We start from the raw sequence: 25,728 nt of genomic DNA, 5'->3' as shown, positions 1-25,728 counted from the left end.
CCGCGCATGAAGGCGCCGCGCCACCGGCCAGCCGTGCGGAGGCAGGTACGCCGGCGACCGGCGTAGGACGCCCGGCCGTAACTCCCCCTGCGCCGCGAGCTGAAACCACTTCTCCCACACAGTGTTGCTCGGCCAGCCATTACTGGTGTCGTCGCTGCGCCTCGGCCGCCTTGGCCTCCTGCGCCATCCGCCCAAACACTGGCAGAAGGCCAGCACGGTGGCGGCCTCCGCACCGACCGCGAGTGCGGGTCCTCAGCAGCTCACCGGGCATCGCGCAGCGGGCTGATCAGACCGCGACCAGTGGCGGGCTGTCTGCCGCGCGACGGTATTGCCCCGGCGCCACGCCGTATTCGCGTTTGAACGCCTTCGCGAAGGCGAACTCCGAGGTGTAGCCGACTTGCCGGGCGACGGCGCCGAGACCGCGATCGGTGTCACGGAGCAGGCGGGCGGCGGTCAGCATGCGCCAGCGGGTCACGTAGGAGAGCGGCGGTTCGCCGACCGTCGCGGTGAAGCGGCGCGCGAGTGTGGCGCGGGAGACACCGGCGACATCGCTGAGATCGGGGACGGTCCAGGCTCGGGCGGGATCCTCGTGCACCGCACGGAGCACCGCGGCGACCGCGGTATCGGTGAAAGCGCCTGCCCACCCTGAGGTTCGGACGTCGGCCTGTTCGTCGAACCACGCGCGCAGGATGAACAGCAGCAGCGTCTCCAACAGTGCGGGCACGGCCGCGTCGCTCCCCGGTCGCGGCTCGGCGATCTCGGCGGCCAGCAGATCGACGGCGCCGCGCAGTGCCGGATGACGCCCGGGACGCGCGGGTAGATGGATGAATTCGGGCAGCTCGTCGAGGATCGGATGGCTGCGTCCTCGTCCGAGTTCGTAGGCGCCGCACAGCAGCGCGGTCCGCACGCCCGGCCCCACGATCTCCCTCGGCTCGCCGGGCAGCGCGGTCTCGGTGACCGGACTGTCCAGGCTGTCGACCAGGTCGTGATCGGCGCCACGCGGCATGAACAGCACATCTCCCACGCCGAGCGCCATCGGTTCGCCGTTCGGCGGCACCACCCAGCACGAGCCCTGCAAGACCACGTGGAACCCCGCGCCGGGCACCACGGGATACCGGCGGCCCCACGGCGCATGCCGGATGAACAGACCGGATGTCGGGCTGCCGGTGCGGATGGCCGCGATCGTCTCGCTCAGGATGTCCACGTAGTCACAATACACTTTCATCATGAGCGTTTTAGACATCAGACCGAGCGATATGGCCATGGATCGACTCATGGTTTCACAATAGGTTTTCATCCATGACATCAACCGCAGCCCGCGCATCCTCCCCGACGATCGCCGTCTACGGCACCACCGGCCACACCGGCGGCTACCTGCTCACCGAACTGCGCCGCCGCGGACTCACCCCGATCCTGGTGGGACGCGACGCAAATCGAATCCGCGCCGCCGCCGACGCCGCAGGCCTGTCCGACGCCGACGTGCGGGTCGCGGAGCTGACCGATCACGCGGCCCTCGTCGCGGCATTCACCGGCGCCGACGCGGTGATCAGCAGCCTGCCCGCCTACGTGAACCACGGCGCCGCCGTACTCGCGGCGGCCATCGATGCGGGCGCGCACTACACCGACATGTCCGGTGAGCAGCTGTTCCTGAAGCGGGTCTTCGACGAGTTCGGGCCGAGGGCCGCGGCGGCGGGCGTCACCGTGGTTTCCGGCATCACCGACAGCAATGTGCCCGGCGACCTGCTCGGCTACCTCACCAGCCGCCGCGTCGCCGGGCCGGCCGACGTGGTGCTGAGCCACCTCAGCAAGAGCGGCGGCAACGGTTCCAAGGGCAGCGCCAAGACGGTCTTCGCCAGCCTGGACTGGTTTCGCCGTGGCGGCTGGCACTACGCCGACGGCGAATTGCGCACCGGCGCGGCGGCACGCCACGACAAGCTGACCTTCCCCGGCGACACCGAGCCGACTTCCGTCGCGAAATTCCCGCAGCCACCGGTCCTGACCATCCCGCGACACTCGAACGTCTCCTACGTCGAAGGCGTTCTCGCCACGTCGATCCTCGACATGCTCAGCGGGTTCACCGCCGAGATCATCGACACGCTGCCCGACGAGCCCAGCTCGGATCTGCGCTACGACCTCGTGGTCGACGCGTCCGGGACGGACGGGCGCGTGGTTCGCGGCGTGGTCAGCGGCGTCGATTCCTACCGCGATTCGGCGCTGATGGCGGTGGAAACCGCTGTCCGGCTGGCCGAAGGCACCGCCACGCCGGGCGCGCTGGCCCCCGCGGAAGCCTTCGACGCGGCCGATTTCCTCGACGGACTGGCGCGTTTCGGCATCACGTGGCGCATCGAGGAAACCGGAGAACCGGCACCGGATCGGGCATAGTCGAACGATGACCGACAACCGACCGCCGCTCGCCGTCGCACTCGATCTCGCGCCGCACCCCGAAGGCGGCTGGTACCGCCAAACCTGGCGTAGCCCGGTCGAATTCACGCCCGAGGGGTACGGCGGCCAGCGCGCGAGCGCGACGGCGATCTATTTCCTGTTGCTGCCCGGCGAGCAGTCCGCCCCGCACACCGTGCGCTCCGATGAGCTGTGGCTCTGGCATCGCGGTGGGCCGCTCGCACTGAACATCGGCGGCGAAGAAGTGATCCTCGGTCCAGACCTGGAGCACGGCCAGGTGCTCCAGGCCGTCGTGCCGGGTGGGGTGAGCCAGGCGGCCCGGCCAGCGGGAGCGGACTATGTCCTGGTCAGCTGCATAGTCGCGCCGGGATTCGACTTCGCGGATTTCCGGCTGGACTGACCGGGATCAGGCCACCGGCGCCGGGGCGAACGCGGCGAGCTCCTGCGGATCGTGCGCGCAGAACATCCGGATCCGGTCGCCGTGTTCGGCGCGCAGCGTGCGCAGCCGCTCCAGGTTCTCCACCCGTGCTCGGCCCAGCGTGCCCGCGAGCACCTCGAAGAACCCGAGCCCCACCGGGGGACGCGCCTTCGCCGATTCGAGCTCCCGGTGGTGGAAGTACGCGTCGCCGCAATGCAGCAACCAACCGTCGCTCTGCCGGACCGCGACGCCGCTGTGCCCACGGGTGTGACCGATCAGGGGAACCAGCAGGATGTCTTCGAGCACCGGCACAGCGGTGAAGCCGAACCAGGAGTCGGCGCCGGTTTCGTGGGCGAGCCAGCGTGGCCCGTGCTCCCATTGGCGCGGCTGGTAGCGCGAGCGCTCACCGACCGTAGGCCGCTGGGTCGCCGCGTCGAGTTCGTCGGCGAAGACGTGCACGGTGGCGTCGGGGAAATCGGACAGGCCGCCCGCGTGATCGAGGTCGAGGTGGGTGAGCACGATGTGGCGGACGTCCTCCCGCCGATAGCCGAGCGCGCGAATCTGGTGCAGCGCGGTCAGTTCCGGACGCAACCGCGGCCGCAGCAGCTGCGCGGTGCCGAAGCCGAGCCTGCTCCGGTCGAGCACATCGCCCATACCGAATCCGGTGTCCACCAGCACCAGCCCGTCGTCCGTCTCGACCAGCAGGCAGTGGCCGACCAGCTCGCCGGTCAGCAGCCCACCGCTGCCGAGCAGCGCGCGCCCGCCGAACGGACACATCGTCGCGCAGTCCAGATGGTGCACCAGCATCGCGGAAAACTCCCTCCTACGGCGCCGGACGGAGCAGATCCGATCCGGCACGAAGGTCTTTGTCGTTCCGGTCAACGTAGCCCGATCGCGGCTCGCTCGCGACAGCTCGGCCACCGTCACGACGATCGGCGCGTGCACCGAGCGCCCGAATACCGGGCCTATTCAGGGATTTCGAGCAGACCCTCGTCCACCGCCCAGGCGATGGTGCGCTCCAGCTGAGGACAGGATTCCGGGCGGCCCGGCCGGTAGCCGCTCGCGCTCAGCTCGGCGAAGACCGGGCAGTGCTCGGCCGGATCGCCGGTCCACTGCACCGACGTCTGGTGCGAGCTGCTCTTGCGCACCAGCACCTGACTGTGGCATGCCTGACACCGCAGCGGCGTCAGGCCGTCCTCCAGATACCGCTGCTTATCGGCCACGGTCTGGGCGCGCACTTCGGCTCGCCGAGCGGGCTGGTCGGCGAAATCGGGTGCCTTCGCCCAGGTGGCCGCCATCAGACGCCCGCCTCGGCTTCCTCGGCCTCGCGCTTGCGCCGCAGGTTCTCGGCGACCTCGGCCTCCCACGCCTCATTGGCCTTGGTGGTGTCCACTTCGAACTCGAAGCGCTGGGTCATCTTCTCGGTGACGTCGGCCAGGTCGACGTAGAACTGGTCGTACCAGCGACGCAGCTGGTAGACCGGCCCGTCCTCCTCGCACAGCAGCGGGTTCTCCACCTTGGACTTGTGCTTCCAGATCTCGACGTCCTGCAGGAAGCCGACGCTGATGCCCTCGGTCATCTTCTCCGCCAGCCGATCGGCCATCTCGCCGTCGACGCCCTGCGGCTTCTCCAGCGTGATGCCCCATTGCAGGACGAAGGAGTCCTGGGTAACCGGGTAGTGGCAGTTGATCAGCACGCTTTTGACCTCGTAACCGCTGTAGATGTTGATCAGTGGGTTGATCATGTACGAGGGGCCGTAATAGGAGGCCTCGGACTTCAGCAGCGTGTCACCGCCGTACTTGGAGGCCATGCCGATGTCCGGCCTGCCCTTGGTCTCCAGGAACTGGGTGGCGATGTGGCCCTCGAAGACGTTCTTGAAGTACGTCGGGAAGGCGAAGTGGATGTAGAAGAAGTGGGCCATGTCGACCACGTTGTCGATGATCTCGCGGCAGTTGGCGCCCTCGATCAGCATCGAGTTCCAGGTCCAGTCGGTCCACCCACCGTCGAGCTCCTCGGTGGGGTTGCCGTCGGCGTCGGTGTAGGGGCCCTTGATGTACGGAATGGTGACCTCGGGCGGCGGCTGGCTGCCTTCGACGTCGTGCCAGACGAACAGCTGACCATTGCGCTCCAGCGTGGTCCACTTCCTGGTGCGCGCCAATGGCGGAACCCGGCGCGCGTACGGAATCGCGGTGCACTTGCCGCTGGTCCCCGACCAGCGCCAGTCGTGGAACGGGCAGGCGATGTCGTCGCCCTTGACCTCGCCCATGCTCAGGTCGCCGCCCATGTGCCTGCAGTAGGCGTCGAGTACCCGCAGTTCACCGCTGCTGTCGGCCCAGACGACGAGCTTGGTGCCGAACACGTCGACCGCATGCGGCTTGCCATCCCGGAACGTCTTGGCCAGACCCAGGCAATGCCATCCCCGCGCATACCGGGTCGGTACGGTGCCGACATCGAGCTCCCGGACCTTCGAACCGCTCCCCTGTGGGGTACCTGCCATCGCGATTCCTCCTCCTTCTGTACTAGAACACGTTACAAAACTGGCGCCTTGGACGCCAGCGATTCACCCCACTTCCTGCATGAGCGCAGGTCCGACGAGGGATGAACACCGGTTCTCGACAGAAATAGGAACCTGTTCTAATCTCAGAGGCACGTGACTATCGGTTATCAATCGACCAGGCAGGAGCAGGTCCCGAGATGACGCAAGAAGTGACCGAACGGGTCGAAGCGCTGTTGCCGACGCTGCGCGAACGCGCGCAGGAGGCCGAGGACCTGCGGCGCATCCCCGACGAATCCATGAAGGCGTTGCAGGAGACCGGCTTCTTCCGGTTGCTCCAGCCCAAGCAGTGGGGCGGTCACGCCGCCGATCCGGTGGTCTTCTATGACACGGTGCGCAAGATCGCCAGCGCGTGCGGCTCCACCGGCTGGGTGGCGGGCATTGTGGGCGTGCACAATTGGCATCTCGCGCTGTTCGCGCAGCAGGCGCAGGAGGACGTCTGGGGCGAGGACACCGAGGTGCGGATCTCCTCCTCCTACGCGCCGATGGGTGCGGGCACGGTCGTCGACGGCGGCTATATCGTCAACGGCGCGTGGGCCTGGTCGTCCGGCTGCGATCACGCGACCTGGGCCGTGCTCGGCGGCCCGGTGATCAAGGACGGCAAGCCGGTCGATTTCGGCAGCTTCCTCATTCCGCGCGACGACTACCGCATCGACGACGTCTGGAACGTCGTGGGCCTGCGCGGAACCGGTTCCAACACCGTCGTGGTCAAGGACGTTTTCGTGCCGTCGCACCGGTTCCTGAGCTTTCGCGCCATGAGCGAGCTGAAATCACCTGGGCTGGAACAGAACACCGATCCGGTCTACAAGATGCCCTGGGGCACCATCCATCCCACCACCATCTCCACCCCGATCGTCGGCATGGCCTACGGCGCCTACGAGGCGCATGTCGAGCACCAGGGCAAGCGCGTACGCGCGGCCTACGCGGGCGAGAAGGCCAAGGACGACCCGTTCGCCAAGGTGCGCATCGCGGAGGCCGCCAGCGACATCGACGCGGCCTGGCGGCAGCTGTCGGGCAACGTCGCCGACGAATACGCGCTGCTGGTGGCGGGCAAGGACATTCCGTTCGACCTGCGCGTGCGGGCCAGGCGCGACCAGGTGCGGGCCACCGGCCGCTCGATCGCGGCCATCGACAAGCTGTTCGAGAGCTCCGGTGCCACCGCGCTCGCGAACGACACTCCGCTGCAACGCTTCTGGCGCGACGCGCACGCCGGGCGGGTACACGCCGCCAACGATCCCGAGCGCGCGTACCTAATGTACGGCACGCACGAGTTCGGCCTCCCGGTCACCGACGGCATGGTGTAGGGGGCGACTGTGACCTCAACCGTGGAACTCACCGCCGAATCGACCTCCCGCTACGCCCAAGTGCGACCCGGCCTGCGGCTGCACTATCACGAGGCGGGTGTCGGCAATGGGCCGACGATCGTCCTGCTGCACGGCGGCGGGCCGGGCGCGTCCTCCTGGTCGAACTTCGCCCGCAACATCCCGGTGCTCGCGGAACATTTCCATGTGCTGGCCGTGGACCAGCCGGGATACGGTCACTCGGACAAGCCGACCGAGCATCCGCAGTACTTCGTGCACAGCGCGTCCGCGCTGAAGGACCTGCTCGACCACTTGCAGATCACTTCGCGGGTGCACCTGCTGGGCAATTCGCTCGGCGGCGGCGCGGCGGTGCGGTTCGCGCTGGACTACCCGGACCGGGCCGGAAAACTGATCCTGATGGGCCCGGGCGGGCTGAGCACCAACCTGTTCGCGCCGGACCCGACCGAGGGCGTCAAGCTGCTCGCCAAGTTCAACTACGAGCCGACCAGGGAGAACCTGGAGGCGTTCCTGCGCATCATGGTCTTCGACCAGTCGCTGATCACCGACGAGCTGATCGACGAGCGGTTCGCGTCGGCGAGCACGCCGGAGGCGCTGGCCGCGACCCGCGCCATGGGTAAGTCGTTCGCGAGCGCGGACTTCGAGAAGGGGATGCTCTGGCGCGACGCTTACAAGCTGCGTCAGCCGGTGCTGCTGATCTGGGGTCGCGAGGATCGGGTCAACCCGCTCGACGGCGCGCTGGTGGCGACCAAGCTGATCCCGCGCGCGCAGTTGCACGTCTTCGGCGGGTGCGGGCACTGGGCACAGCTGGAGAAGTTCCATGAGTTCAACCGGCTGGCCATTGATTTCCTCGCAGGCGTCAAGGAGAAGTGATGGGAATCCGCTCACTGGGATATCTGCGTATCGAGGCGACCGACATGTCCGCCTGGCGGGAGTACGGGCTGAAGGTCCTCGGCATGGTCGAGGGCAAGGGCACCGATCCCGAGGCGCTGTATTTGCGCATGGACGAGTTCCCGGCCCGGCTGGTGATCGTCCCCGGCGAGAAGGACCAGCTGCAGATCTCGGGCTGGGAGACCGCCAATGCGGCTGAGCTGCAAGACATCCGCAACCGGCTGGACGCGGCGGGCGTGCCGTACAAGGAAGGCACCGCCGCGGAACTCGCCGATCGCCGGGTCCACGAGCTGATCCGCTTCGACGACCCCTCCGGCAACACGCTCGAGGCCTTCCACGGCGTCGCGCTGGAGCATCGCCGGGTGGTGAGCCCCTACGGGCACAAGTTCGTCACCGAGGAGCAGGGGCTCGGGCACGTGGTGCTCAGCACCAAAGACGACAAGGCGGCGCTGGAGTTCTACCGCGACGTCCTCGGCTTCCGGCTGCGCGACTCGATGCGGCTGCCACCGCAGCTGGTCGGGCGCCCGGCCGACGGCGAGCCCGCTTGGCTGCGCTTCTTCGGGTGCAACCCGCGCCACCACTCGCTGGCGTTCCTGCCCATGCCGACGCCGAGCGGCATCGTGCATCTGATGATCGAGGTGGAGCACGCCGACGACGTCGGGCTGTGCCTGGACCGGGCGCTGCGCAAGAAGGTCAAGATGTCCGCGACGCTGGGACGGCACGTCAACGACAAGATGCTCTCCTTCTACATGAAGACGCCGGGCGGGTTCGACGTCGAATTCGGCTGTGAGGGTCTGGAAGTGGACGACGAGGACTGGATCGCACGGGAATCCACCGCGGTGAGCCTGTGGGGTCACGACTTCACCGTGGGGCAGCGACAACAGTGACCGAGAGGGCGAGCGAAACGATGACCTCGGACGGACCCGAGATCGATGCGCGGCAGTTCCGGAACGTGCTCGGGCAGTTCTGCACCGGCATCACCGTGATCACCACCTTCGACGGCGACCAGGCCCCGATCGGATTCGCCTGCCAGTCGTTCGCCGCCCTCTCCCTGGAACCGCCGCTGGTGCTGTTCTGCCCCACCAAGGCTTCCCGGTCCTGGGCGGCGATCGAGAAGTCCGGACGTTTCTGCGTGAACGTCCTCGCCGAACAGCAGCGCGAACTGTGCGCCCGCTTCGGCTCCCGCGAGCCCGACAAGTTCGCCGGCGCCGACTGGCACACCTCCGACCTGGAGCTTCCGGTCCTGGACGACGCCCTGGCCACCATCCAGTGCAAAGTCGACAGCGTCATCGACGGCGGCGACCACTACATCGTCATCGGCCGAGTCCAAGCCCTCTCCGAAACGACCGCCACGGGCCGCCCCCTGCTGTTCTACCGCGGCCAGTACACCGCCATCGAACCCGAGAAAACCACCCCGGCCCCTTGGCGCGCCGACCTGGAACACTTCCTCACCACGACCACGTTGGACACCTGGCTGTAAGCCTGCCGAGCGGTTCTGACACCACGCGACGAAGAAACCAGAGCCGCCGAACAAAAGTGCTCAATTGATGAGCACTTCCATGGTGAGGATGAGGTGTAGGACAGCACCAAGAGGGAGGCCCACCATGGATCAGCTCGATGGCACCGAGATCATCACGTGCACCGATCGCACCCAGTGGGAGAGTTGGCTCGCCGACAACCACGACCGCGCCACGGATGTGTGGCTGAAGATCGCGAAGAAGAGCGCGGCGGGTACGACGATCACCATCACCGAGGCGCTGGACGGCGCACTGTGCTTCGGCTGGATCGACAGCCACCGTCGCGGCCTCGATGCCGACCACTACCTCCAGCGGTACTCCCCGCGCCGCCCGACGAGCCCATGGTCCCAGGTGAACGTCGCCAAAGCCGAGGCGCTCATCGCCTCCGGCCGCATGCGCTCCCCCGGGTTCGCCGCCATCGCCGCCGCGCGGTCCGATGGCCGCTGGTCCGCCGCCTACGAGCCCCAGCGCACTGCCACTTGCCCCGCCGACCTTCATGCCGCCTTGACCGAGAATCCCAGCGCCCGCGGCAGGTTCGACCGACTCGATCGCAGCGGACAGTACGCGTTCTACCTGCGGTTGATGAAGTCGCGGACGCCCACCGAGCGCGCCACCCAGCTGCGCCGGGTCCTCGCGGAACTGAGCGAATAGGGAATCCGGACCAGGATCCCCACAGGGTCCGGCGCTCCTGCACCTCGGAGACCCAGCTCCTGGACATGAGCGAGGCGAAGGCCAGGGTTGTCGGCCCGGCCGGTTGGTTCGGCGCCGTGTTACTCGACCCGGCAGGTCGAAGTGCGCCCGCCCGCCACCGAGAACAATCAGGGCAAGCGAGACATCCGGGGCTCGACGGAGGTCCCTCCGGGTCCTGGTGCCAGTAACGCCGTGGCGTCAGAGGCGCCGCTGACCGGTGGCGCCGACCGGGTGGAAGCGAGGAACCATGATCACAGCCGAGACGATCGGGCGGATACGCCGGATGCGGGGCCACGGGATTCCCATCGTATCGATGTACGCGCACGTGCCGGTCGATCCAGGAGACCGTTCCGGGCTGCTGAGCCGGGTGAACAGCATGGCGGACGAGGTCAACCCGATGGCCAAGGACAGATCGATGGAGCGGGCGGCCAGACTGTCGGTCCGCGCCGACCTGGAACGGTTCCGCGAGACGGTCCGCTCCGATTACTGGCAGCCCGGTGCGGTCGCGATGTTCTCCTGTAGCGGAAAAGGGCTGTTCGAGGCGGTGCAACTACCGCATGCCGTCCGGGACCGGCTCGTCGTGGACCACACCGCGTGGACGCGGCCGATGCTCGCCGTGCTGGAGGAATACGCCCGCTGTTGCGTCGCGGTGGTCGATCGTGCGAGCGCGCTGGTATGGGAACTGTTCGCCGACGAGATCGAGGAAGCCCGCGCGATCGCCGACCGGGCGCTACGCAGCCCGAACTTCGCGGGGAACCGCTTGGAGAACCGGGTGCACCACAAGGTTCAGGAGCTGGCCAAGAGGCACTACCGGCGGACGGCGGGCGAGCTGGCGGAACTCTTCGACGCCGACGACTACGACCTGCTCGCCGTAGGTGGACATCGCGACGAGATACCGCAGTTTCTCGACACGCTGTCCCGCGAGCTGCGCCAGCGCGTGGCCGGCACGTTCACCGTCGACCCGAACACGGTGACGCTGGGGGAGCTCAGGCAGGACGCCACCGAGATCGTCGCTCGCTACGAGCGGGACATCGACGTCCGTCTGGTCGGCGAGCTACTGGCGAAGGTCGCCACCGAGGGCCAAGCCACGCTCGGCGTCGCGAACTGCTTGCGGGCCTGCAGCGTGAAAGGCGTAGCTACGCAGCTGATCCAGGACGCAGCCATGGTCGACGGATTGGTCTGCGACAGCTGCGGCTGGCTCGGCCTCTCCGGCGACGAGTGCCCGGTATGCGGAGATGCGGTCAGCCAGACCGAGGACATCCTGGACGAGCTCGCCCAGTGCGTCATCGATGAGGGCGGCTCTGTTCGGCACGTCAAGGCCGACACCGAGGTCAAGGAGCATCTGGCCGCCGCCGAGCTGCGCTTCCCGCTACCACCCCTGCCGTAGTGACATCAGATCCTCCGGCGTCCTGGACGGCAGAGGATGACGCCGCCACAATTTCCGGCGCGCCGTCGTAGAGCACCAGGAAAGCGCAGCGGGTGGGCCGACGACGCGCCGAGACAGGGCCCGCGCGGCTCCGCGCTTCGAGTTCCGCCAGCACCCGCACGCCGAGCTGACCCGGCGTATTGACCACCGAGTGGAGTCCACGCCTGCATAGCGAATATGGAGATCGTGTCCGTCATCGCGCTGAGCTGGATCTTCTTGCAGATAAAGGATTTTCGCTGCGCTGATCGAGACCTACAACCTAGCGACCAGGGTGCGCGCCCCCAATCCGATCGGGTTGTGCGCTGAACACACAGTACGTAGCGTGGCTACCGAAATCAGGGTCGGGTCTGCGAAGGAAAGCCTATGTTCGCCAACTGGATCGACCGTGCACCCATGATTCCGAACGTGCATAGATTGCGGTCGATGGCCGCCACGCTCTGCTCGCTCGCCGTGCTCTCCGCGACGGCGGTTGCGACCGCGCATGCCGATGAGATCGGCCAGACCGCCGCCGCGACAAGGGAACTGGGTTCGGTGGTCAGCTCGCACGAGTCCGCCGCCCAGGTGGGGCGGTATCGAGTCGGCCCGCGTCATCGAGTACGTCACCGAAGGCCCGACCGGCGCGCCGACAACGGCGACCGGCATTCTCGCGACGCCGACCGGTACGCCTCCGGCGGACGGCTGGCCGGTGGTCGCCTGGACGCACGGGACCACCGGGCTCGGGCCTACCTGCGGGATCAGCACGAACGCGAAGGCCGACGCACCCCATGTGCGGAGCCTGGTCGATCAGGGCTACGCGGTGGTCGCGCCCGATTACCTCGGCCTGGGTCCGGGCGCCGAGACCGTCCATCCGTACCTGCACTCGCGCACCGAGGCCACGGCGACCGTCGACCTCGTTCGCGCCGCCCGCCGCGTCGAGCCCGCGCTCGCGCACAGGTGGGCGGTGGCCGGTGTCTCGCAGGGCGGGCACGCGGCACTCAACACCGGCAATATCGCCGACCGCTACGCTCCCGAACTCGATTTCCGCGGCACCGCGGCGCTCGCGCCCGCATCGAACATCGAGAAGATTTTCGTGCTGGCCGGGCCGTATGCACCCACGGTGCCCGGTTTCGACGGCCTCACCGCGACGTTCGCCGCGGTGCTGGACGGGGTGCGGCTCGTTGCCCCCGAGGCGGTGGCGTCGGTACTGACACCCGCCGGTGCGGACGCGCTCGCTCGTATCGACCGCCGGTGCGAACCCGAATGGAAGACAGCGGTCGCCGGCATCACGATCGGGTCGATGCTCAACCGACCGATAGCGGGCAGCCCGGTCGCCGACGCCCTGACCCGATACATGCAGGTGCCGACCTCCGGATACCACCAGCCGCTGTTCGTGGCGCACGGGTCCACCGACCGCGACATTCCCCTCCCGATCACCCACGGGTTGCTCGCCCAATTCACCGTCGCGGGAACGAAATACGAGTTCCGCACCTACGATGCCGATCACGGCGGGATCGTCGACGCGTCTTGGCCGGACGTGCTGTCCTTCGTCGCCCGTGTTCTCGCGCCCGCGTGATCGGTCTCCAGACTATCTATCCCGCAAGCCGAAGAGCATCCGACCGTCCACCCGGACGCCAAAAGCCGCCTCGGCCGACAATCCCCTCGGTTGCGATGGCGCACGGATCGTCGATTTCTTCGCCGTCTTATCCGACCGCCTATACCCAGCGGGTAGGGGGAAGTCTGCCGAGCTCTTCATCGAGATCGGAGTGTCCGTGGAGCGAGGTCACCTCACTCATCAGTTGTTCGACCACTGTCGTGGCGCGCTGTTGCGCGGAGGATTCGAGGTCGTATCGGTGGTGAGCTTCCGCTTCCCACTGGAGGCACCACCGCACGGTGTCCTGGACGAACTTTTGTTCGCCGCTGGGTACCTTGATCGCACCCGAGCGGGCCACTCCTCGTATGCGAGAGAAGCCCAGGTACGGCGTCATTGTCCGATCTGCGATCGACCCGTGGATGAACAGCTTGTTCGCTCGCCAATCACCGCGGTTGCCCAGCTCGCCGCCTAGGCGCCAGGCCAGTTCATTGGCCAACTTCCACCCGAGTTCCTCGTCCCGGTCGGTTCGTCCACCTTCCCGCGCTGCGTTGACGACCGCACCGTATCGGTCCGCGAGTCGAGTGAGGTGATTCGATACGAACTGCTCGAAATGACCTATTGGCCGAACTGCGAGCGGATTCGCGCGAGCGAGGTATTCCACGAATGCGTCGACAACAACGTGTTCGTCGGTTTCGAAATCAGTGAAGTACCAGCAAGCGATCGACAGGAACGAATCGATATCGCGGCGAAGCTCCGATACGTCCCAACGCTTCAGCCGTTCCCGCTCTTCGGCGTGCAGTCGCCTGAATTCTGCTTCGGAGATCATCGTATTGGACCTGCCATGGCTGTTCCTGCGCATCCGACCCAGTCATCCGGGTCGCCGTTGGTGTAAACCGTCCGGATTTGCCGGACCCCGGATTCAGCTGGACCCACATACATCACGGCTTCTTTGCCCGGCGCGTACAGGTAGACGAACTTCTGGTTGCCGGTTTTGGTGTCGATTTTCGCACTATTGGGATACCGCATTATGTTCTGCATGCAGTACATGAACGCCCTCGGGTTGGTCCTGGGGTCGTGGATCTTGCCGTCGTAACGGGTGTTGCCATCGAGGATCATGTGGCGAACCGCGTCGCAGCCGAGGATCGCTCGTTCGGCCCCAAGGCCACGCTCCATGCCCACCACTGTCCATGTGCTGTCCTCGAATCCATACACATCAGGGTATTGCGGACGGTGGAGGTCGTCATGGTTCACGCATGCGTTGACCCGCTGAATGAGAGACGGCTCATCCGGGTACTGCCCGTCTGCTAGTTGCCTAACCGGAGTGCGCAGAAGGTAGTCGATCAGTTCACGGAGGTTGCGCGGTCCCGATCCGCACGGCGGGTTCGATGGATTACCAGGCAGGGCAGGCGGGACGTAGCTGGGCACCGGGATGATGGCGTCGCAGGGATCGGGAGCCGGTCGTGCCGGTGGCGGGGTGAGCGCGGCCGCCGGTGGCGGGGCCGCGGTTGTCGACGGCGGTGTGGTCGGGGTCGGGGCCTGTGGACCGGGAGCGGCTGGTGGCGGCGTAACCGGCGGAGCGGGAGGAAGGGCTGGCGGGGCTGGTTCTTCGATCTCGGGGAAGTTGCCCCAGCACGGCCATCCAGGATGCAGGATCTGCCATTCCGGACATGGAACGTAGGGATTGATCGGCTTCGCCTCGGCCTGGGGCGCATTCCGTGCACCGGCCACCGCACCGTAGCCGATCAACAGCGCCAGAACCATCATCAATAGGCCGCAGCCGCGACCGCACGGTACTCGCCTCGAATCCAACGACATCGGTCGTCTCACAGGTAGATCGGGTCGCCGTACACGGCAAGGGAGTTGTCCGCGTTGGGCGTCGAGATGTTGGCCTGGGCGTAGGAGCGCAAGCTGACCGGGCCGAGGCAGCCGTCGATCTTGATGTGGACTTGGTCGGAGGTGATCGAACCGTGGCGTCCGGTCAAAGGCTTTGTGCCGAACGGGATGTTGGCGATGGTACCCGGCTTCAGGTTCACCGTTGGTGAAAGCATTGCGCTGCCACCGAGGCTGGAGAACACCCCGATGCTGACGCTGGGGCCGACCGCCAATCCCAGTGACATTCCGTTGGTGACGTCAACCTGGCATCCGATTTGATAACCGAGGGTGATGGTGCCCGAGTTGACCGGCGCGGTGCCCATACCGTCGATGTCGGCGACGGCTTTGAGGCTGACGAAACCTTCGCGGGTGAACATGGTTGCCGCGAGATTCGGGTACCTGTCGAGGCTTTCCTCGGTCTTGGTGATCCGTATCTGCCAACCGTCATCGGTAATTGTGTCCCGCGACTTATCCGCTAATGGTTCGGCAACCGCTGTACCGCCTCCGACAACGCCGACCATGATGCTGGTCAGCAAGCCTGCAAGTCCTGCAATGACACCCCGAGTACGCATGAACATCCCCCGTGTGTAGATATGGCCGGGCAACCCGATCACACTGAATTTGCCTGCGACGCAAGGCGAATTCCCCCATGAAGACCGCCCCTTCTCGGCAAAACGCTAACACGGTCACATGCCCCCGAGCCAGAGAGCGGACAACTGGAACGAGCTGTGGACCGGTGATCTCTACCACAGCCGACACAGCGACCATTCGCTCGCCGGCACCGACTGAGAGTGTCTCGACATGTCGAGTTCCACTGGGGGAAAGGACGTACGTTCGGCCGATCCCGTCGCCATCGGCGAAGCACTGTGCTGAATGTACTGAGTGGCGAATGCCGGTAGCCGAATGGTCCGAGGAATCGGCTACCAACACCGTACCGGTGTGGAAGCGGCGTCAGGCGGGCCGGAATCGCAGCGTGACGTCGGCGAGGACCGGTGCGTCGTCGCGGTCCACGACGGTCGCCGCGATGGTCAGCGCGTCGTCCTGCCGCCAGATGCGGGTGCGGATGGTTTCGCCGGGATAGAGCACGCCGGCGAATCGGGCGCGGAATCCGGTGACCCGGCTCGCGTCGGCGTCCAGCACGGTGTCGGTCCCGGTCTTGCAGACAATGCCGTAGGTGCACAGCCCGTGCAGGATGGGTGCGGGAAAACCGGCCGCGCGGGCGAATTCGGGATCAGAGTGCAGCGGGTTGCGGTCACCGCACATCCGGTAGAGCAGCGCCTGCTGCGGCAGTGTGGGCGTGGTGACGTCGAAATCCGGTGCCCGGTCCGGCAACTCGGTCTTGGTGCTGGGTCCGCGCTCGCCGCCGAAGCCGCCCTCACCCTTGGCGAAGATCGATGACCGCGCCGTCCACAGCGGCGCTCCGTCGGAACCGGTAACGGTGTGTTCCTGCACCACCACCGCCGCCGAGCCCTTGTCCCAGAGCTCCGCGATCCGGCCGGTGCTGGTCGCCTTGCCCGCGGCCGGGATCGGCCGATGCACTTCGATCTCCTGGTGACCGTGCACCACCTTCGCCAGATCGATATCGATGCCGGGGAAGCTCACCTTCGGCGGCTCGGTCTCGTGCAGCGTCGGTGCGACGGTCGCGAAGGTCGGCAGCACCTGCGGTACCCGATCGTCGAGGTAGCGCAGCTCGGCCGGGTCGGTCCAGCGCGCACCCGCGCCGAGACCGAGCTGGTAGAGCTGCACGTCCGACGGCGTCCAGGCGAATTCCCGGCTGGGCAGCTCCGCGCCGAGCGCGGTCTTCGGGTCGATGGGCATCAGAACTCCTTGTGCATGATTGTGGACGAATCCGGACTGCTCGTGTCGCGGACCTGCCGTCACGGACCAATCCTGCGGGCCGTGACACCGGCTCGCCTCTGCTTGGTCCGTTCCGCGGGACGATTCGGCTGGTTTGGCCAGGTCTGGGTGTAGACCCGTGACATCGCCTCAGGCCCCGGCCGTGGCCGCGGCGGGCTGCTCCTTCTTGCGCTTGGCGATATCGAGCACGGCCAGATAGCCGAAGGTCAGCGCGGGGCCGATGGTGGCGCCGGGGCCCGCGTAGGTGTGGCCCATCACCGGGGCGCTGACGTTTCCCGAGGCATACAGGCCCTCGATGACGGTCTCGTCCTCCCGCAGCACCCGGCCCGCGGTATCGGTGACCAGGCCGCCCTTGGTGCCGAGATCGCCGGGTACGATCTTCGCCGCGTAGAACGGCCCTTCCACCAGCGCAGCCAGACAAGGGTTCGGTTTGACGGTCGGGTCGCCGTAGTACTTGTCGTAGGCACTGTCGCCGCGGTGGAAGTCCTCGTCCACGCCGGTGGCCGCGAAACCGTTGAACCGTTCGATGGTCGAGGCCAGGTTCTGCTCCGGCACGCCGATCTTCGCGGCCAGTTCGGCCGGCGTCGGCGCCTGCACGATGAGGTCGTTTTCCATCCAGCGGGACGGAAACCGCTGGCCGGGCTGCAACCCCGCGAAGATGTAGCGGTTGCGGTAGCGCTGGTCGAACACCAGCCAGGCGGGGATGTTCTCGCCGGGGCCATCGCCCTGGCCGTACTCGCCGCCGTACATGGTGTGCACGGCCTCGACGTAAGGAGCGGACTCATTTCCGAAACGCTTCCCGTCGGCATTCACGATGATGCAGCCCGGCAGATTGCGTTCCGCCAGGCAGAACCAGGGCTTGCCGCCCTTGAAGATCGTCGGCCCCCACCAGGCGTCGGCCATGATGTCGACGGCGGCGCCGAGTTCGAGGCCGGCGTTGATGCCGTCGCCGGTGTTGGCGGGCGCGCCGGTGGTCCATTCGGTGGTGATGGGCTCGCGCTGGTAGGCGTGCCGCATCTCCGCGTTGTGCTCGAAGCCGCCGGTGGCCAGCACGACGCCGTAGCGAGCGGCGAAGCGGACGGTCTCCCCCTCGTGCTCGGCCTCGACGCCGGTGACCCGGTCGTCCTCGACGATCAGCCGGGTCAGCGGGGTGTTCAGCAGCAGCGGCACGTCCGCGTCCAGCAGCCCCTTGCGCAGCGCAGCGGCCAGCGCCTGGCCCATGCCGAGCAGATGCTTGCCGGCGATCCGGGCCCAAGTGGTGCGCGCGCCGACCCGCATGGCGCGCAGCATGCCGCGCGGATGCCGCCGGATCAGGTTGAGCTGCTTGAAATCGGCCTGGGTGACCACGACGTTCAGCGGCGTCTTGCTGTAGGGCGGTTCCAGATTGAACCGCTCCGCGCCGAGGATCTTGGCGTTGAACGGCTTCGGTTCGCACGAGCGTCCCTCGGCGCGGCCGCCGGGTGCCTCGGGGTAGTAGTCGGAGTAGCCGGGCACCCAGCGCATCTTCAGCGGCGTGTGGTCGAGCACGAAGTCGAAGGCTTCGGCACCGCGGTCGATGTAGGTGTCGATCCGTTCCTTGGGCACGACGTCACCGATGATGCTGTGCAGGTAGGTCCGTGCGTCCTCGCGGTCGTCGGGCCGACCGGACGCGCGCAGCGCCTTGTTGCCCGGGATCCACACGCCGCCGCCGGAGCGTGCGGTCGACCCGCCGTAGTGCGCGGCCTTCTCGATGACCACCACGCTCAGCCCGTGATGGGCCGCGGTGAGGGCGGCGGTCATGCCGGCGGCGCCGCTGCCGACCACCACCACGTCGTATTCCCGATCAGTCATGTAGAACACGTTATAGAATGGACGCGCCATTGGTCTATGTTGTGTGGCAGAAGACTTGCTCGACGTTCCATTTGTCGAGGAAACTTGTTTCAGTTTCGGACCGGAGTGAGGAACATGGGCCTCGAATGGGACCTGGCCACCGACGTTGTCGTGGTCGGATACGGCGCCGCGGGTGCGGCCGCCGCGCTGGAGGCGACCGCGGCGGGCGCGCAGGTGCTCGTGCTGGAGCGGTTCGCGGGAGGCGGTGCGTCGGCGCTGTCCGGCGGCATCATTTACGCGGGCGGCGGGACCTCGGTGCAGCGTGAGGCGGGGGTCGAGGACACCCCGGAAGCGATGTACGCCTATTTGGAGCGCGAGGTCGGCGACGCCGTCACCCCTGAGACGCTGCGCCGGTTCGTCGAGGAAAGCCCGGCGCTGATCGAGTGGCTGAAGGGCCACGGCGTTCCGTTCGAAGCCTCGCTGTGCCCATACAAGACCTCCTATCCGAACGACCGCTACTACCTGTACTACTCCGGCAGCGAGATCTCCGGCGCGTTCCGGGATATCCCGGCCGCTCAGCGCGGACATCGGGTGAAGGGCCGGGGGACCTCCGGCAAGAAGCTCACCGGCCCGCTCGCCGCCGCCGCGTCCCGGCTCGGCGTGCGCGTCGAAACCCTTACGCGAGCTACCCGATTGATCACCGACGGCACCGGTGCGGTGATCGGCGTGGAATGCCACACGCTGCGCAACGCGCCCGGACGGGTGCGGGACCGCTACACCCGCTTGGCGAATATCGCGGCCAAGCCGGGCATCTACTACCCGCCGCTGCGCCGGAGGCTGGAACGGCGGTTGGCCGGGCTGGAACGCCGGTACGGCACCACGATTCGCGTCCTGGCCAGGCGCGGGGTGGTGGTCAGCGCGGGCGGCTTCATCGCCAATCGCGACATGGTGCGGCTGTACGCACCCGCCTACCGGGGCGGTCTCGCGCTCGGCACCACAGGTGACGACGGCAGTGGCATTCTGATGGCACAGCAGGCCGGCGCGGCCGTCGACCGCATGGACAACGTCTCCGCATGGCGATTCCTCCTGCCCCCGAGTGCTTTCACCGGCGCGCTGCTGGTGGACGCCGCCGGTCGCCGGGTCATCGACGAGACACGCTATGGCGCCGCCGTCGGTCACGCGCTGATCACCGAGCACGGCGGCAAGGGCTGGCTGCTGGCCGACAACGCGTTGATGCGCTCCGCGATCGGGCAGATCGGCAAGCAGGGCGCGTGGTTCCAGCGCGGGCAGTTCGAGACCATGCGGCGCACCGCGGTTCGCGGCGCCACGCTGGAAGAAGCCGCCGCCAAGGCGGGCATCGACCCCGCCGGGTTGCGCGCGACGGTCGAGGCGCACAACACCGCGATCGAGACCGGCGCCCCCGATCCGGTCGGCAAGCCCGCCGAGTTCACCGAACCGGTCGGCAGCGGCCCGTACTGGCTGTTGGATGTGGGCATCAAACCGAGCCTGACCAACCCGTGCCCCATGCTCACCCTCGGCGGCGTCGTCGTGGACGAGCGGTCCGGCGCGGTCAAATCGACCGAGGGCAGGGATATTCCGGGGCTCTTCGCGGCCGGCCGCACCGCGATCGGCATCTGCTCGAAGTCCTACGTCAGCGGTCTGTCGCTGGCCGACTGCGTCTTCTCGGGCCGCAGGGCAGGCCGGTCCGCGGCGGGCGAGCAGGTCTCGGCGCTCGATCAAGCAACTGTGGAAGGAAACTAGCGTGCTGTCCGACACGGTACGAACCGAACTGGCCGACGAACTCGAGCGCGCCGAGCGCGAGCGGGTGGCGATCGATCCACTGATCGCCAGGCATCCCGACATCGACGTGGTCGACGCCTACGAGATCCAGTTGATCAACATCCGGCGCAGGCTCGACGGCGGCGCCCGCATCGTCGGGCACAAGGTGGGCCTGTCCTCGAAGGCCATGCAGCAGATGATGGGCGTCGACGAGCCCGACTACGGTCATCTGCTCGCGGAAATGGAAGTCTACGAAGACGTCCCGGTCGAAGCGGGCCGCTACCTGTTCCCCCGCGTCGAGGTGGAGGTCGGCTTTCTGCTCGGCGCCGACCTGCCCGGAGCCGACTGCACCGAGGACGACGTGCTCGCCGCCACGGTCGCCTTCGCGCCCGCCATCGAGCTGATCGATTCGCGGATCAAGGACTGGAACATCGGCCTGGCCGACACCATCTCCGACAACGCGTCTTCCGCCGGTTTCGTGCTCGGCGCCCAGCGCGTCGCGCCCGCGGACATCGACGTCAAGGCGATCGACGCGGTGCTCACCCGCAACGGCGAGGTGGTCGCCGAGGGCCGCAGCGACGCCGTGCTCGGCGATCCCGTGATAGCGGTCGCCTGGCTTGCGCGCAAGGTCGCGAGCTTCGGCGTCCGGCTGAAAGCGGGCGACATCGTGCTGCCCGGCTCGTGCACCCGCGCCATCGACGCCCGTCCGGGCGACGCATTCCACGCCGAGTTCGCCGGACTCGGTTCTGTCCGTCTGCAATTCACTTAGGGAGGCTGTCGTGTCCGCGAACGGGACCGTCACCGCCGCGATCGTCGGGTCCGGCAACATCAGTACCGATTTGCTCTACAAACTGCTGCGCTCGGAGAAGATCCAGCCGCGCTGGATGATCGGGATCGACCCGGACAGCGAAGGTCTGAAGCGGGCCCGCGGGCTGGGGCTGGAGACCTCGCACGAGGGCGTCGACTGGCTGCTCGGGCAATCCGAACTGCCGGACCTGATCTTCGAGGCGACCTCGGCCTACGTGCACCGCGCCGCCGCCCCGCGTTACGCCGAAGCGGGCATCCGCGCGGTCGACCTCACACCCGCCGCCGTCGGCCCCGCCGTGGTGCCGCCGGTGAACCTCGGCGCCAACCTCGACGCGCCGAACGTCAACATGATCACTTGCGGCGGGCAGGCGACGATCCCGATCGTCGCCGCGGTGTCGCGGGTCGTCCCGGTGCCGTACGCGGAGATCGTCGCGTCGGTGTCGTCGGTCTCCGCGGGACCAGGTACACGCGCGAACATCGACGAGTTCACCAAGACCACCAGCCGTGGCGTGGAGACCATCGGCGGTGCGCAGCGCGGCAAGGCGATCATCATCCTGAACCCGGCCGAGCCGCCGATGATCATGCGCGACACCATTTTCTGCGCCATCCCCGATGACGCCGACACCGACGCGATCGCCGACTCCATCCACCGGATGGTCGCCGACATCCAGCAGTACGTACCCGGCTACCGGCTGCTCAACGAGCCGCAGTTCGACGAGCCGTCGGTGGTGTCCGGCGGCATGGCCAAGGTGTCGGTGTTCGTCGAGGTGGAGGGCGCGGGCGACTTCCTGCCGCCGTACGCGGGCAACCTCGACATCATGACCGCCGCCGCCACGCAGGTGGGCGAGGTCATCGCGGAACAGATCACCTCGGCCCGGGTGTAGAGGAGTTATCGACATGGTCTATTCAGCAGAACTCGACATCCGCGTCACCGACACCTCGCTGCGCGACGGATCGCATCACAAGCGCCACCAGTTCACCGCCACGGAGGTCCGCGACATCGTGGCCGCGCTGGACGGCGCGGGCGTTCCGGTGATCGAGGTGACCCACGGCGACGGACTCGGCGGCTCGTCGTTCAACTACGGCTTCTCCAAGACGCCGGAACAGGAACTGGTCACCATCGCCGCCGAGACGGCCAAGCGGGCGAAGATCGCCGTGCTGATGCTGCCGGGTGTCGGCGTGAAGGAAGACATCAAGATCTCCCAGGACAACGGCGCGTCCATCTGCCGCATCGCTACCCACTGCACCGAAGCCGATGTGTCGATCCAGCACTTCGGCCTCGCGCGCGAACTCGGGCTGGAGACGGTCGGCTTCCTGATGATGTCGCACACCCAGCCGCCGGAGGTGTTGGCCAAGCAGGCGCGCATCATGGCCGACGCGGGCTGCCAGTGTGTCTATATCGTCGACTCCGCCGGAGCCTTGGTGCTGGAGCAGGTTTCCGACCGCGTGGCCGCACTGGTCGACGAACTCGGCGGCGACGCCCAGGTCGGTTTCCACGGTCACGAGAACCTCGACCTGGCCGTCGCGAACTCCGTCTACGCCATCCGCGCGGGCGCCACCCAGATCGACGGCAGCGCACGCCGTTTCGGTGCCGGCGCGGGCAACACGCCGGTCGAAGCGCTGGTCGGCGTGTGCGACAAGCTCGGCATCAAGACCGGCATCGACTTCTTCGCCATCGCAGACGCCGCCGAGGACGTCGTCCGCCCCGCGATGCCGCAGGAATGTCTGCTGGACCGCCAAGCCCTGATGATGGGCTACGCGGGCGTCTACTCCAGCTTCCTCAAGCACGCCGAACGTCAAGCCGAGCGCTACGGCGTCTCCGCCGCCGAAATGCTCGTCCGCGCGGGCAAGCGCAAACTCGTCGGCGGCCAGGAAGACCAGCTCATCGACATCGCCCTGGAACTACAGCGAGAGAAGGCAACGGTGACCGCCTGACCAGCGACTGATACCGGCCTACGGCAACCCAGCCGCGGTCCGGTGCCACAGGCCGGGGCTCGACCGGCACACCGTCGCCGGCTCGGCGAGCGGCTCGCGACCACGCCGGGCAGATCGTGACGACTCGGCGACCGTCAGGCTCCGTCGTACGATCGGAGATCTCGGTCGCCGGGTGCGCGACGGGCCGCCGCGCCCTGGATCACCAGGGCGAACAGCACCACGATGACCAGACCACCGCCCGGAGTGGGGCGAGCGGAATCAGAGTGTATTTATGTATGGCTCACGGCTCGGTCGTCCGCGTCGGGACTCATTTCTACGCCGCCTGACAATCGTTGCTGCTCTGCCCCACTGCTTCTCGAGGATCATCGCGATCGCGCCCAATGCCACGGAGCGTGGGACTGTCATTGCGGGTCGATTCGATTTGCGCGATCGCCAGAAGGATCTGCGGCAAGCGGAGGACGAGAGCCACCGCGACCCCGGACGTGAGTACGACGAGTCCGCCCAGCACCAGCCACGGCACCTGCCCCGCGAGGAGTACGGCGATCACAATTTGTCCAGTAACTGCCGCTAGCAGAGTGGTCTCCAGCCCTGCGCCAAGCATCGTTAGGCGGCGTCCCTGAGACTGAAACGCCCGAAACAGCATCAACTCGCTGGGGTCGGCGCTGTCGGTGAATCGCCGGGAGACGACAAGCGGACGGGCGGATGCACTCTCATGGATCGTCACTGACTGCTTCCTCTCGGGTGTGCCCTGCGCAACAGACTGGGAGAACCCTAAAGCAACCTCAACGGGTACCGCATGGTACCGATGAGTAGCTTGACCTGGCATTATAAAGATTTGATAACAGCCTGAATGCTACTTACAGGTAGCCCTGATCGAATGCTGTCGTCTATTACTTTTGTGCACGGTGTTGCGCTTGCCAGGGCACCTTCGAGACCGCCTCGCAAACTCGTCGGACTAGTCACGGGCAAGACGTCAACTACGGTAGACGCTGAGTCGCTTGGGTCGTGGGCCTCGGACAATGTGGAAGGTGGCTACGTAAGTCGTCGGTGAATCCGCATCTACACGGCGGATTGTCGATGTAGCCTTCCTGAACGGCCCCCGAACTGTCCCCTTGGTTCGGGGGCTGCCCACGTTCCTGACCATGTTCGGGGAAAGCGCAACTTCCGCAGGAGAATCGGACGATGTGGCCGAAATCCGCGAGGTGAACTCTCAGTGTTGATATCTCGCAGGCTATTTCACCGGTCTCGGGTGATTTCCCGGCTGCGTTCGTGCCCTTGTCCGGTGCCCCCACGAACCACGCCCGGCGCATGACCAGGCGGTTCCCGCACAGCCGCTGAAGGTGGTTGAGCCTGCCCCAGCCCGAGAATCTTCACCACTTCCGGGGGCACTCCCCGGGCTTGCAGGCGTGCCAGTTCTTCCGCGCGTTCCTTCTCCGCCGCCTCCCGTGCTTCGCGCGCCTTCTCCTCCGCCGAACGGGCGTCGGCTGCTGCACGCTCCAGGCTGGCAGTGTCGGCCGCCTCCCGGGCCGCCTGTTCCCCAGTGTCAGCGGCTTCGCGCTCCTGGAACTGATTGGGCACCGGGAATTCCAGCGCCACCCGTTCGGCAGCCGCCCGTTCAACGCGTGCACGCTCATCGGCTCCGCGTGCTCGCCTGGCTCGCTCGGCTTCTTCTCTGGCCTGCCGATCACGTTCGATCTTCTGTGGGGCATCCGCCCGGCCACGCGCAGCGGCTTCCCGGAACTGCTCCATCTTCCGGAATTTCTCGGCTCGCTCTTGCGCCCGCACGATTTGGCGTATCTTCTCCAGCCGTTCCCGCGCTCGGTCTGCCCGTTGCAACTCGTACGGCCGGATCAGCTCCAATTGCTGAGATACCAGCGACCGACCCAACTGTATGGCGCGAAATGCGTCAGCGCGAGAAATGACCACATGCTGAAATTTGTCACCAAAATCTCTGGCCATATCTCGCAGGTCTTCGCGCACTTTCTCGGGGACCGCCTCACCGGCCACCGTTTCCCATCGGGAATGAGTAATCTGGCCGGAATTCAGTCCCGCTCGTTCCTTTTTTAGTTGAGCGCGAGCATCTACCTCGTTGACCCGACCTGATTTACGCTCGACACCTTGGATGCCTCGCTCGTGGGTTCGAGCCGAGTCCAGAACGCGCGGGCCTTCTTTGGTTACTACCCTGAACTGGCGAACCCATCCCTTTTCCGATGTTTCTCCCCGCTCGTGTGCCCTACCGACTTCGAAGTACAACCCCTTCTCGTAATTGGTCAATTTACTACGGATGGCATCGTATTCGTCGGGCACAGCTGTACCCACCCCCCGGTTTATATCGAGCGAGTCAGAACACTATATGGTGGTCCGATATTTTCGGGCTTCGCGCACAGCCTCAGCGATGTTGTATTCGATCAACCGAGGACCATCACTGTCAGACAAATATTCCGCTATCGCCACCATGCTGCGGTCACCGTCGCCCCGCACAGCCGGACCAAAATCGGAGTACAGCGGCGGACCCCACTCGGGACGGTTCGTCCAATGCAGACCGCCACGCCGCACATAGCATTCGCCCAGGAATCGAACAAACCCATCGGCGAGTTCGCGGTTTTCGGCGCCGGTCAATCCGGCCTCACCGAACCGCCCTTTTGCCGCTTCCATGATCCGAGTCGACAGCGGCGGTTTCCACCATGCCAACTCGTAGCTCACATCCGGAACCATTTCGGCGAGAAATGCTCGCACTCCCGATTCCATATGTTCGGGCGCAACCCAGTCCAAGAATGCTTGGGTCTTATCATCGAATTCGATATCGAAACCGATCTGTTCATCGTCCACTGGCCGGGCCTTCCCCTCATGCTGGCTGTCTGGTTTATCGCGGGCTCGAGCAACC

The 25,728-nt window shown here is 66.7% G+C and carries 25 protein-coding genes; 13 read left to right on the top strand and 12 right to left on the bottom strand.

Annotated features, from left to right (window positions below):
- Window positions 1–286 precede the first annotated feature (286 nt).
- The gene (locus ACWPXK_RS05165) at window positions 287–1,204 is read right to left on the bottom strand and encodes an AraC family transcriptional regulator (RefSeq protein ID WP_454194824.1); all 918 of its coding nucleotides are present in this window, start codon (window positions 1,202–1,204) and stop codon (window positions 287–289) included.
- A 95-nt stretch (window positions 1,205–1,299) separates the two neighbouring features.
- Between ACWPXK_RS05165 and ACWPXK_RS05160 the strand changes: the two genes are divergently transcribed.
- Both ACWPXK_RS05160 and ACWPXK_RS05155 read left to right on the top strand, forming a co-directional pair.
- Window positions 1,300–2,382 carry a saccharopine dehydrogenase NADP-binding domain-containing protein gene (locus ACWPXK_RS05160; RefSeq protein WP_454194823.1) on the top strand — a complete coding sequence of 361 codons (1,083 nt, stop codon included), beginning with the start codon at window positions 1,300–1,302 and terminating at the stop codon, window positions 2,380–2,382.
- 7 nt (window positions 2,383–2,389) lie between these two features.
- Window positions 2,390–2,800 carry a cupin domain-containing protein gene (locus ACWPXK_RS05155; RefSeq protein WP_454194822.1) on the top strand — a complete coding sequence of 137 codons (411 nt, stop codon included), beginning with the start codon at window positions 2,390–2,392 and terminating at the stop codon, window positions 2,798–2,800.
- Between the two features lie 6 nt (window positions 2,801–2,806).
- On the opposite strand, the gene ACWPXK_RS05150 is transcribed toward ACWPXK_RS05155, so the two are convergent.
- The 3 genes from ACWPXK_RS05150 to ACWPXK_RS05140 all read right to left on the bottom strand — a co-directional run bounded on the left by ACWPXK_RS05150 (window position 2,807) and on the right by ACWPXK_RS05140 (window position 5,315).
- Window positions 2,807–3,625: an MBL fold metallo-hydrolase gene (locus tag ACWPXK_RS05150; protein WP_454194821.1), complete on the bottom strand. Its 819-nt coding sequence runs from the start codon at window positions 3,623–3,625 to the stop codon at window positions 2,807–2,809.
- Window positions 3,626–3,783: 158 nt separating this feature from the next.
- Complete coding sequence (locus tag ACWPXK_RS05145; protein WP_454194820.1) at window positions 3,784–4,116, bottom strand: hypothetical protein; 333 nt, start codon at window positions 4,114–4,116, stop codon at window positions 3,784–3,786.
- On the bottom strand, window positions 4,116–5,315 hold the full coding sequence (locus tag ACWPXK_RS05140) for a Rieske 2Fe-2S domain-containing protein (RefSeq protein ID WP_454194819.1): 1,200 nt from the start codon (window positions 5,313–5,315) through the stop codon (window positions 4,116–4,118). Before ACWPXK_RS05140 ends, ACWPXK_RS05145 begins: the two co-directional genes overlap by 1 nt.
- 197 nt (window positions 5,316–5,512) lie before the next feature.
- Between ACWPXK_RS05140 and hsaA the strand changes: the two genes are divergently transcribed.
- The 7 genes from hsaA (at window position 5,513) to ACWPXK_RS05105 (ending at window position 12,767) form a co-directional block, all read left to right on the top strand.
- Window positions 5,513–6,676, top strand: a complete 1,164-nt coding sequence (hsaA, locus tag ACWPXK_RS05135) for a 3-hydroxy-9,10-secoandrosta-1,3,5(10)-triene-9,17-dione monooxygenase oxygenase subunit (protein ID WP_454194818.1) — start codon at window positions 5,513–5,515, stop codon at window positions 6,674–6,676.
- A gap of 9 nt (window positions 6,677–6,685) precedes the next feature.
- Window positions 6,686–7,564, top strand: a complete 879-nt coding sequence (gene hsaD, locus ACWPXK_RS05130) for a 4,5:9,10-diseco-3-hydroxy-5,9,17-trioxoandrosta-1(10),2-diene-4-oate hydrolase (RefSeq protein ID WP_454194817.1) — start codon at window positions 6,686–6,688, stop codon at window positions 7,562–7,564.
- Entirely contained in the window at window positions 7,564–8,469 is a 906-nt protein-coding gene (hsaC, locus tag ACWPXK_RS05125) for an iron-dependent extradiol dioxygenase HsaC (protein WP_454194816.1), read from the top strand. The genes hsaD and hsaC overlap by 1 nt, the downstream gene beginning before the upstream one ends.
- 20 nt (window positions 8,470–8,489) lie before the next feature.
- The gene (gene hsaB / locus ACWPXK_RS05120) at window positions 8,490–9,062 is read left to right on the top strand and encodes a 3-hydroxy-9,10-secoandrosta-1,3,5(10)-triene-9,17-dione monooxygenase reductase subunit (RefSeq protein ID WP_454194815.1); all 573 of its coding nucleotides are present in this window, start codon (window positions 8,490–8,492) and stop codon (window positions 9,060–9,062) included.
- A 124-nt stretch (window positions 9,063–9,186) separates the two neighbouring features.
- Window positions 9,187–9,750, top strand: coding sequence for a YdeI/OmpD-associated family protein (locus ACWPXK_RS05115; protein WP_454194814.1), 564 nt, complete (start codon window positions 9,187–9,189; stop codon window positions 9,748–9,750).
- A 286-nt stretch (window positions 9,751–10,036) separates the two neighbouring features.
- Window positions 10,037–11,176: a baeRF10 domain-containing protein gene (locus tag ACWPXK_RS05110; protein ID WP_454194813.1), complete on the top strand. Its 1,140-nt coding sequence runs from the start codon at window positions 10,037–10,039 to the stop codon at window positions 11,174–11,176.
- 526 nt (window positions 11,177–11,702) lie between these two features.
- The gene (locus ACWPXK_RS05105) at window positions 11,703–12,767 is read left to right on the top strand and encodes a lipase family protein (RefSeq protein ID WP_454194812.1); all 1,065 of its coding nucleotides are present in this window, start codon (window positions 11,703–11,705) and stop codon (window positions 12,765–12,767) included.
- Window positions 12,768–12,906: 139 nt separating this feature from the next.
- Here the strand turns inward: ACWPXK_RS05105 and ACWPXK_RS05100 are convergent, their stop codons facing one another.
- The 5 genes from ACWPXK_RS05100 to kstD form a co-directional block, all read right to left on the bottom strand.
- The gene (locus tag ACWPXK_RS05100) at window positions 12,907–13,644 is read right to left on the bottom strand and encodes a hypothetical protein (protein ID WP_454194811.1); all 738 of its coding nucleotides are present in this window, start codon (window positions 13,642–13,644) and stop codon (window positions 12,907–12,909) included.
- Window positions 13,608–14,546 (bottom strand): hypothetical protein, encoded by a 939-nt coding sequence (locus ACWPXK_RS05095; RefSeq protein ID WP_454194810.1) that lies wholly within the window; start codon window positions 14,544–14,546, stop codon window positions 13,608–13,610. The genes ACWPXK_RS05100 and ACWPXK_RS05095 overlap by 37 nt, the downstream gene beginning before the upstream one ends.
- Before the next feature lie 62 nt (window positions 14,547–14,608).
- On the bottom strand, window positions 14,609–15,235 hold the full coding sequence (locus ACWPXK_RS05090; protein WP_454194809.1) for an MspA family porin: 627 nt from the start codon (window positions 15,233–15,235) through the stop codon (window positions 14,609–14,611).
- A gap of 373 nt (window positions 15,236–15,608) precedes the next feature.
- Window positions 15,609–16,475 (bottom strand): MaoC/PaaZ C-terminal domain-containing protein, encoded by an 867-nt coding sequence (locus ACWPXK_RS05085; protein WP_454194808.1) that lies wholly within the window; start codon window positions 16,473–16,475, stop codon window positions 15,609–15,611.
- Window positions 16,476–16,643: 168 nt separating this feature from the next.
- Window positions 16,644–18,344, bottom strand: coding sequence for a 3-oxosteroid 1-dehydrogenase (kstD, locus tag ACWPXK_RS05080; RefSeq protein WP_454194807.1), 1,701 nt, complete (start codon window positions 18,342–18,344; stop codon window positions 16,644–16,646).
- A gap of 114 nt (window positions 18,345–18,458) precedes the next feature.
- Here kstD and ACWPXK_RS05075 point away from each other — a divergent pair, with 114 nt between their 5' ends.
- Genes ACWPXK_RS05075 through dmpG form a run of 4 tightly spaced genes read left to right on the top strand, consistent with a single transcriptional unit; the run spans window position 18,459 to window position 22,844 of the window.
- Window positions 18,459–20,084: an FAD-binding protein gene (locus ACWPXK_RS05075; protein ID WP_454194806.1), complete on the top strand. Its 1,626-nt coding sequence runs from the start codon at window positions 18,459–18,461 to the stop codon at window positions 20,082–20,084.
- Between the two features lies 1 nt (window position 20,085).
- Window positions 20,086–20,871 carry a 2-keto-4-pentenoate hydratase gene (locus tag ACWPXK_RS05070; protein WP_454194805.1) on the top strand — a complete coding sequence of 262 codons (786 nt, stop codon included), beginning with the start codon at window positions 20,086–20,088 and terminating at the stop codon, window positions 20,869–20,871.
- Between the two features lie 10 nt (window positions 20,872–20,881).
- Window positions 20,882–21,793 carry an acetaldehyde dehydrogenase (acetylating) gene (locus ACWPXK_RS05065; RefSeq protein ID WP_454194804.1) on the top strand — a complete coding sequence of 304 codons (912 nt, stop codon included), beginning with the start codon at window positions 20,882–20,884 and terminating at the stop codon, window positions 21,791–21,793.
- Window positions 21,794–21,806: 13 nt separating this feature from the next.
- Window positions 21,807–22,844, top strand: coding sequence for a 4-hydroxy-2-oxovalerate aldolase (gene dmpG / locus ACWPXK_RS05060; protein ID WP_454194803.1), 1,038 nt, complete (start codon window positions 21,807–21,809; stop codon window positions 22,842–22,844).
- Window positions 22,845–23,157: 313 nt separating this feature from the next.
- On the opposite strand, the gene ACWPXK_RS05055 is transcribed toward dmpG, so the two are convergent.
- The 3 genes from ACWPXK_RS05055 to ACWPXK_RS05045 form a co-directional block, all read right to left on the bottom strand.
- Entirely contained in the window at window positions 23,158–23,568 is a 411-nt protein-coding gene (locus ACWPXK_RS05055; protein WP_454194802.1) for a hypothetical protein, read from the bottom strand.
- Between the two features lie 512 nt (window positions 23,569–24,080).
- A complete protein-coding gene (locus tag ACWPXK_RS05050; protein ID WP_454194801.1) occupies window positions 24,081–25,151 on the bottom strand; it encodes a hypothetical protein in 1,071 nt (356 codons plus the stop codon).
- A gap of 42 nt (window positions 25,152–25,193) precedes the next feature.
- Window positions 25,194–25,673: a hypothetical protein gene (locus ACWPXK_RS05045; protein WP_454194800.1), complete on the bottom strand. Its 480-nt coding sequence runs from the start codon at window positions 25,671–25,673 to the stop codon at window positions 25,194–25,196.
- Window positions 25,674–25,728 lie beyond the last annotated feature (55 nt).

Source organism: Nocardia sp. Marseille-Q1738, from assembly GCF_965283145.1.
The sequence above is the reverse complement of the archived record's forward strand: the minus strand, read 5'-3'. Positions and strand labels throughout refer to the sequence as shown.

Bases quoted from the DNA above. Each gene is read 5' to 3' on its own strand.
- ACWPXK_RS05160 (WP_454194823.1), top strand. From the start codon at position 1,300: ATGACATCAACCGCAGCCCGCGCATCCTCCCCGACGATCGCCGTCTAC.
- ACWPXK_RS05155 (WP_454194822.1), top strand. From the start codon at position 2,390: ATGACCGACAACCGACCGCCGCTCGCCGTCGCACTCGATCTCGCGCCG.
- ACWPXK_RS05150 (WP_454194821.1), bottom strand. From the start codon at position 3,625: ATGCTGGTGCACCATCTGGACTGCGCGACGATGTGTCCGTTCGGCGGG.
- ACWPXK_RS05145 (WP_454194820.1), bottom strand. From the start codon at position 4,116: ATGGCGGCCACCTGGGCGAAGGCACCCGATTTCGCCGACCAGCCCGCT.
- ACWPXK_RS05140 (WP_454194819.1), bottom strand. From the start codon at position 5,315: ATGGCAGGTACCCCACAGGGGAGCGGTTCGAAGGTCCGGGAGCTCGAT.
- hsaA (WP_454194818.1), top strand. From the start codon at position 5,513: ATGACGCAAGAAGTGACCGAACGGGTCGAAGCGCTGTTGCCGACGCTG.
- hsaC (WP_454194816.1), top strand. From the start codon at position 7,564: ATGGGAATCCGCTCACTGGGATATCTGCGTATCGAGGCGACCGACATG.
- hsaB (WP_454194815.1), top strand. From the start codon at position 8,490: ATGACCTCGGACGGACCCGAGATCGATGCGCGGCAGTTCCGGAACGTG.
- ACWPXK_RS05115 (WP_454194814.1), top strand. From the start codon at position 9,187: ATGGATCAGCTCGATGGCACCGAGATCATCACGTGCACCGATCGCACC.
- ACWPXK_RS05110 (WP_454194813.1), top strand. From the start codon at position 10,037: ATGATCACAGCCGAGACGATCGGGCGGATACGCCGGATGCGGGGCCAC.
- ACWPXK_RS05105 (WP_454194812.1), top strand. From the start codon at position 11,703: ATGAGATCGGCCAGACCGCCGCCGCGACAAGGGAACTGGGTTCGGTGG.
- ACWPXK_RS05100 (WP_454194811.1), bottom strand. From the start codon at position 13,644: ATGCGCAGGAACAGCCATGGCAGGTCCAATACGATGATCTCCGAAGCA.
- ACWPXK_RS05095 (WP_454194810.1), bottom strand. From the start codon at position 14,546: ATGGTTCTGGCGCTGTTGATCGGCTACGGTGCGGTGGCCGGTGCACGG.
- ACWPXK_RS05090 (WP_454194809.1), bottom strand. From the start codon at position 15,235: ATGTTCATGCGTACTCGGGGTGTCATTGCAGGACTTGCAGGCTTGCTG.
- ACWPXK_RS05085 (WP_454194808.1), bottom strand. From the start codon at position 16,475: ATGCCCATCGACCCGAAGACCGCGCTCGGCGCGGAGCTGCCCAGCCGG.
- kstD (WP_454194807.1), bottom strand. From the start codon at position 18,344: ATGACTGATCGGGAATACGACGTGGTGGTGGTCGGCAGCGGCGCCGCC.
- ACWPXK_RS05075 (WP_454194806.1), top strand. From the start codon at position 18,459: ATGGGCCTCGAATGGGACCTGGCCACCGACGTTGTCGTGGTCGGATAC.
- dmpG (WP_454194803.1), top strand. From the start codon at position 21,807: ATGGTCTATTCAGCAGAACTCGACATCCGCGTCACCGACACCTCGCTG.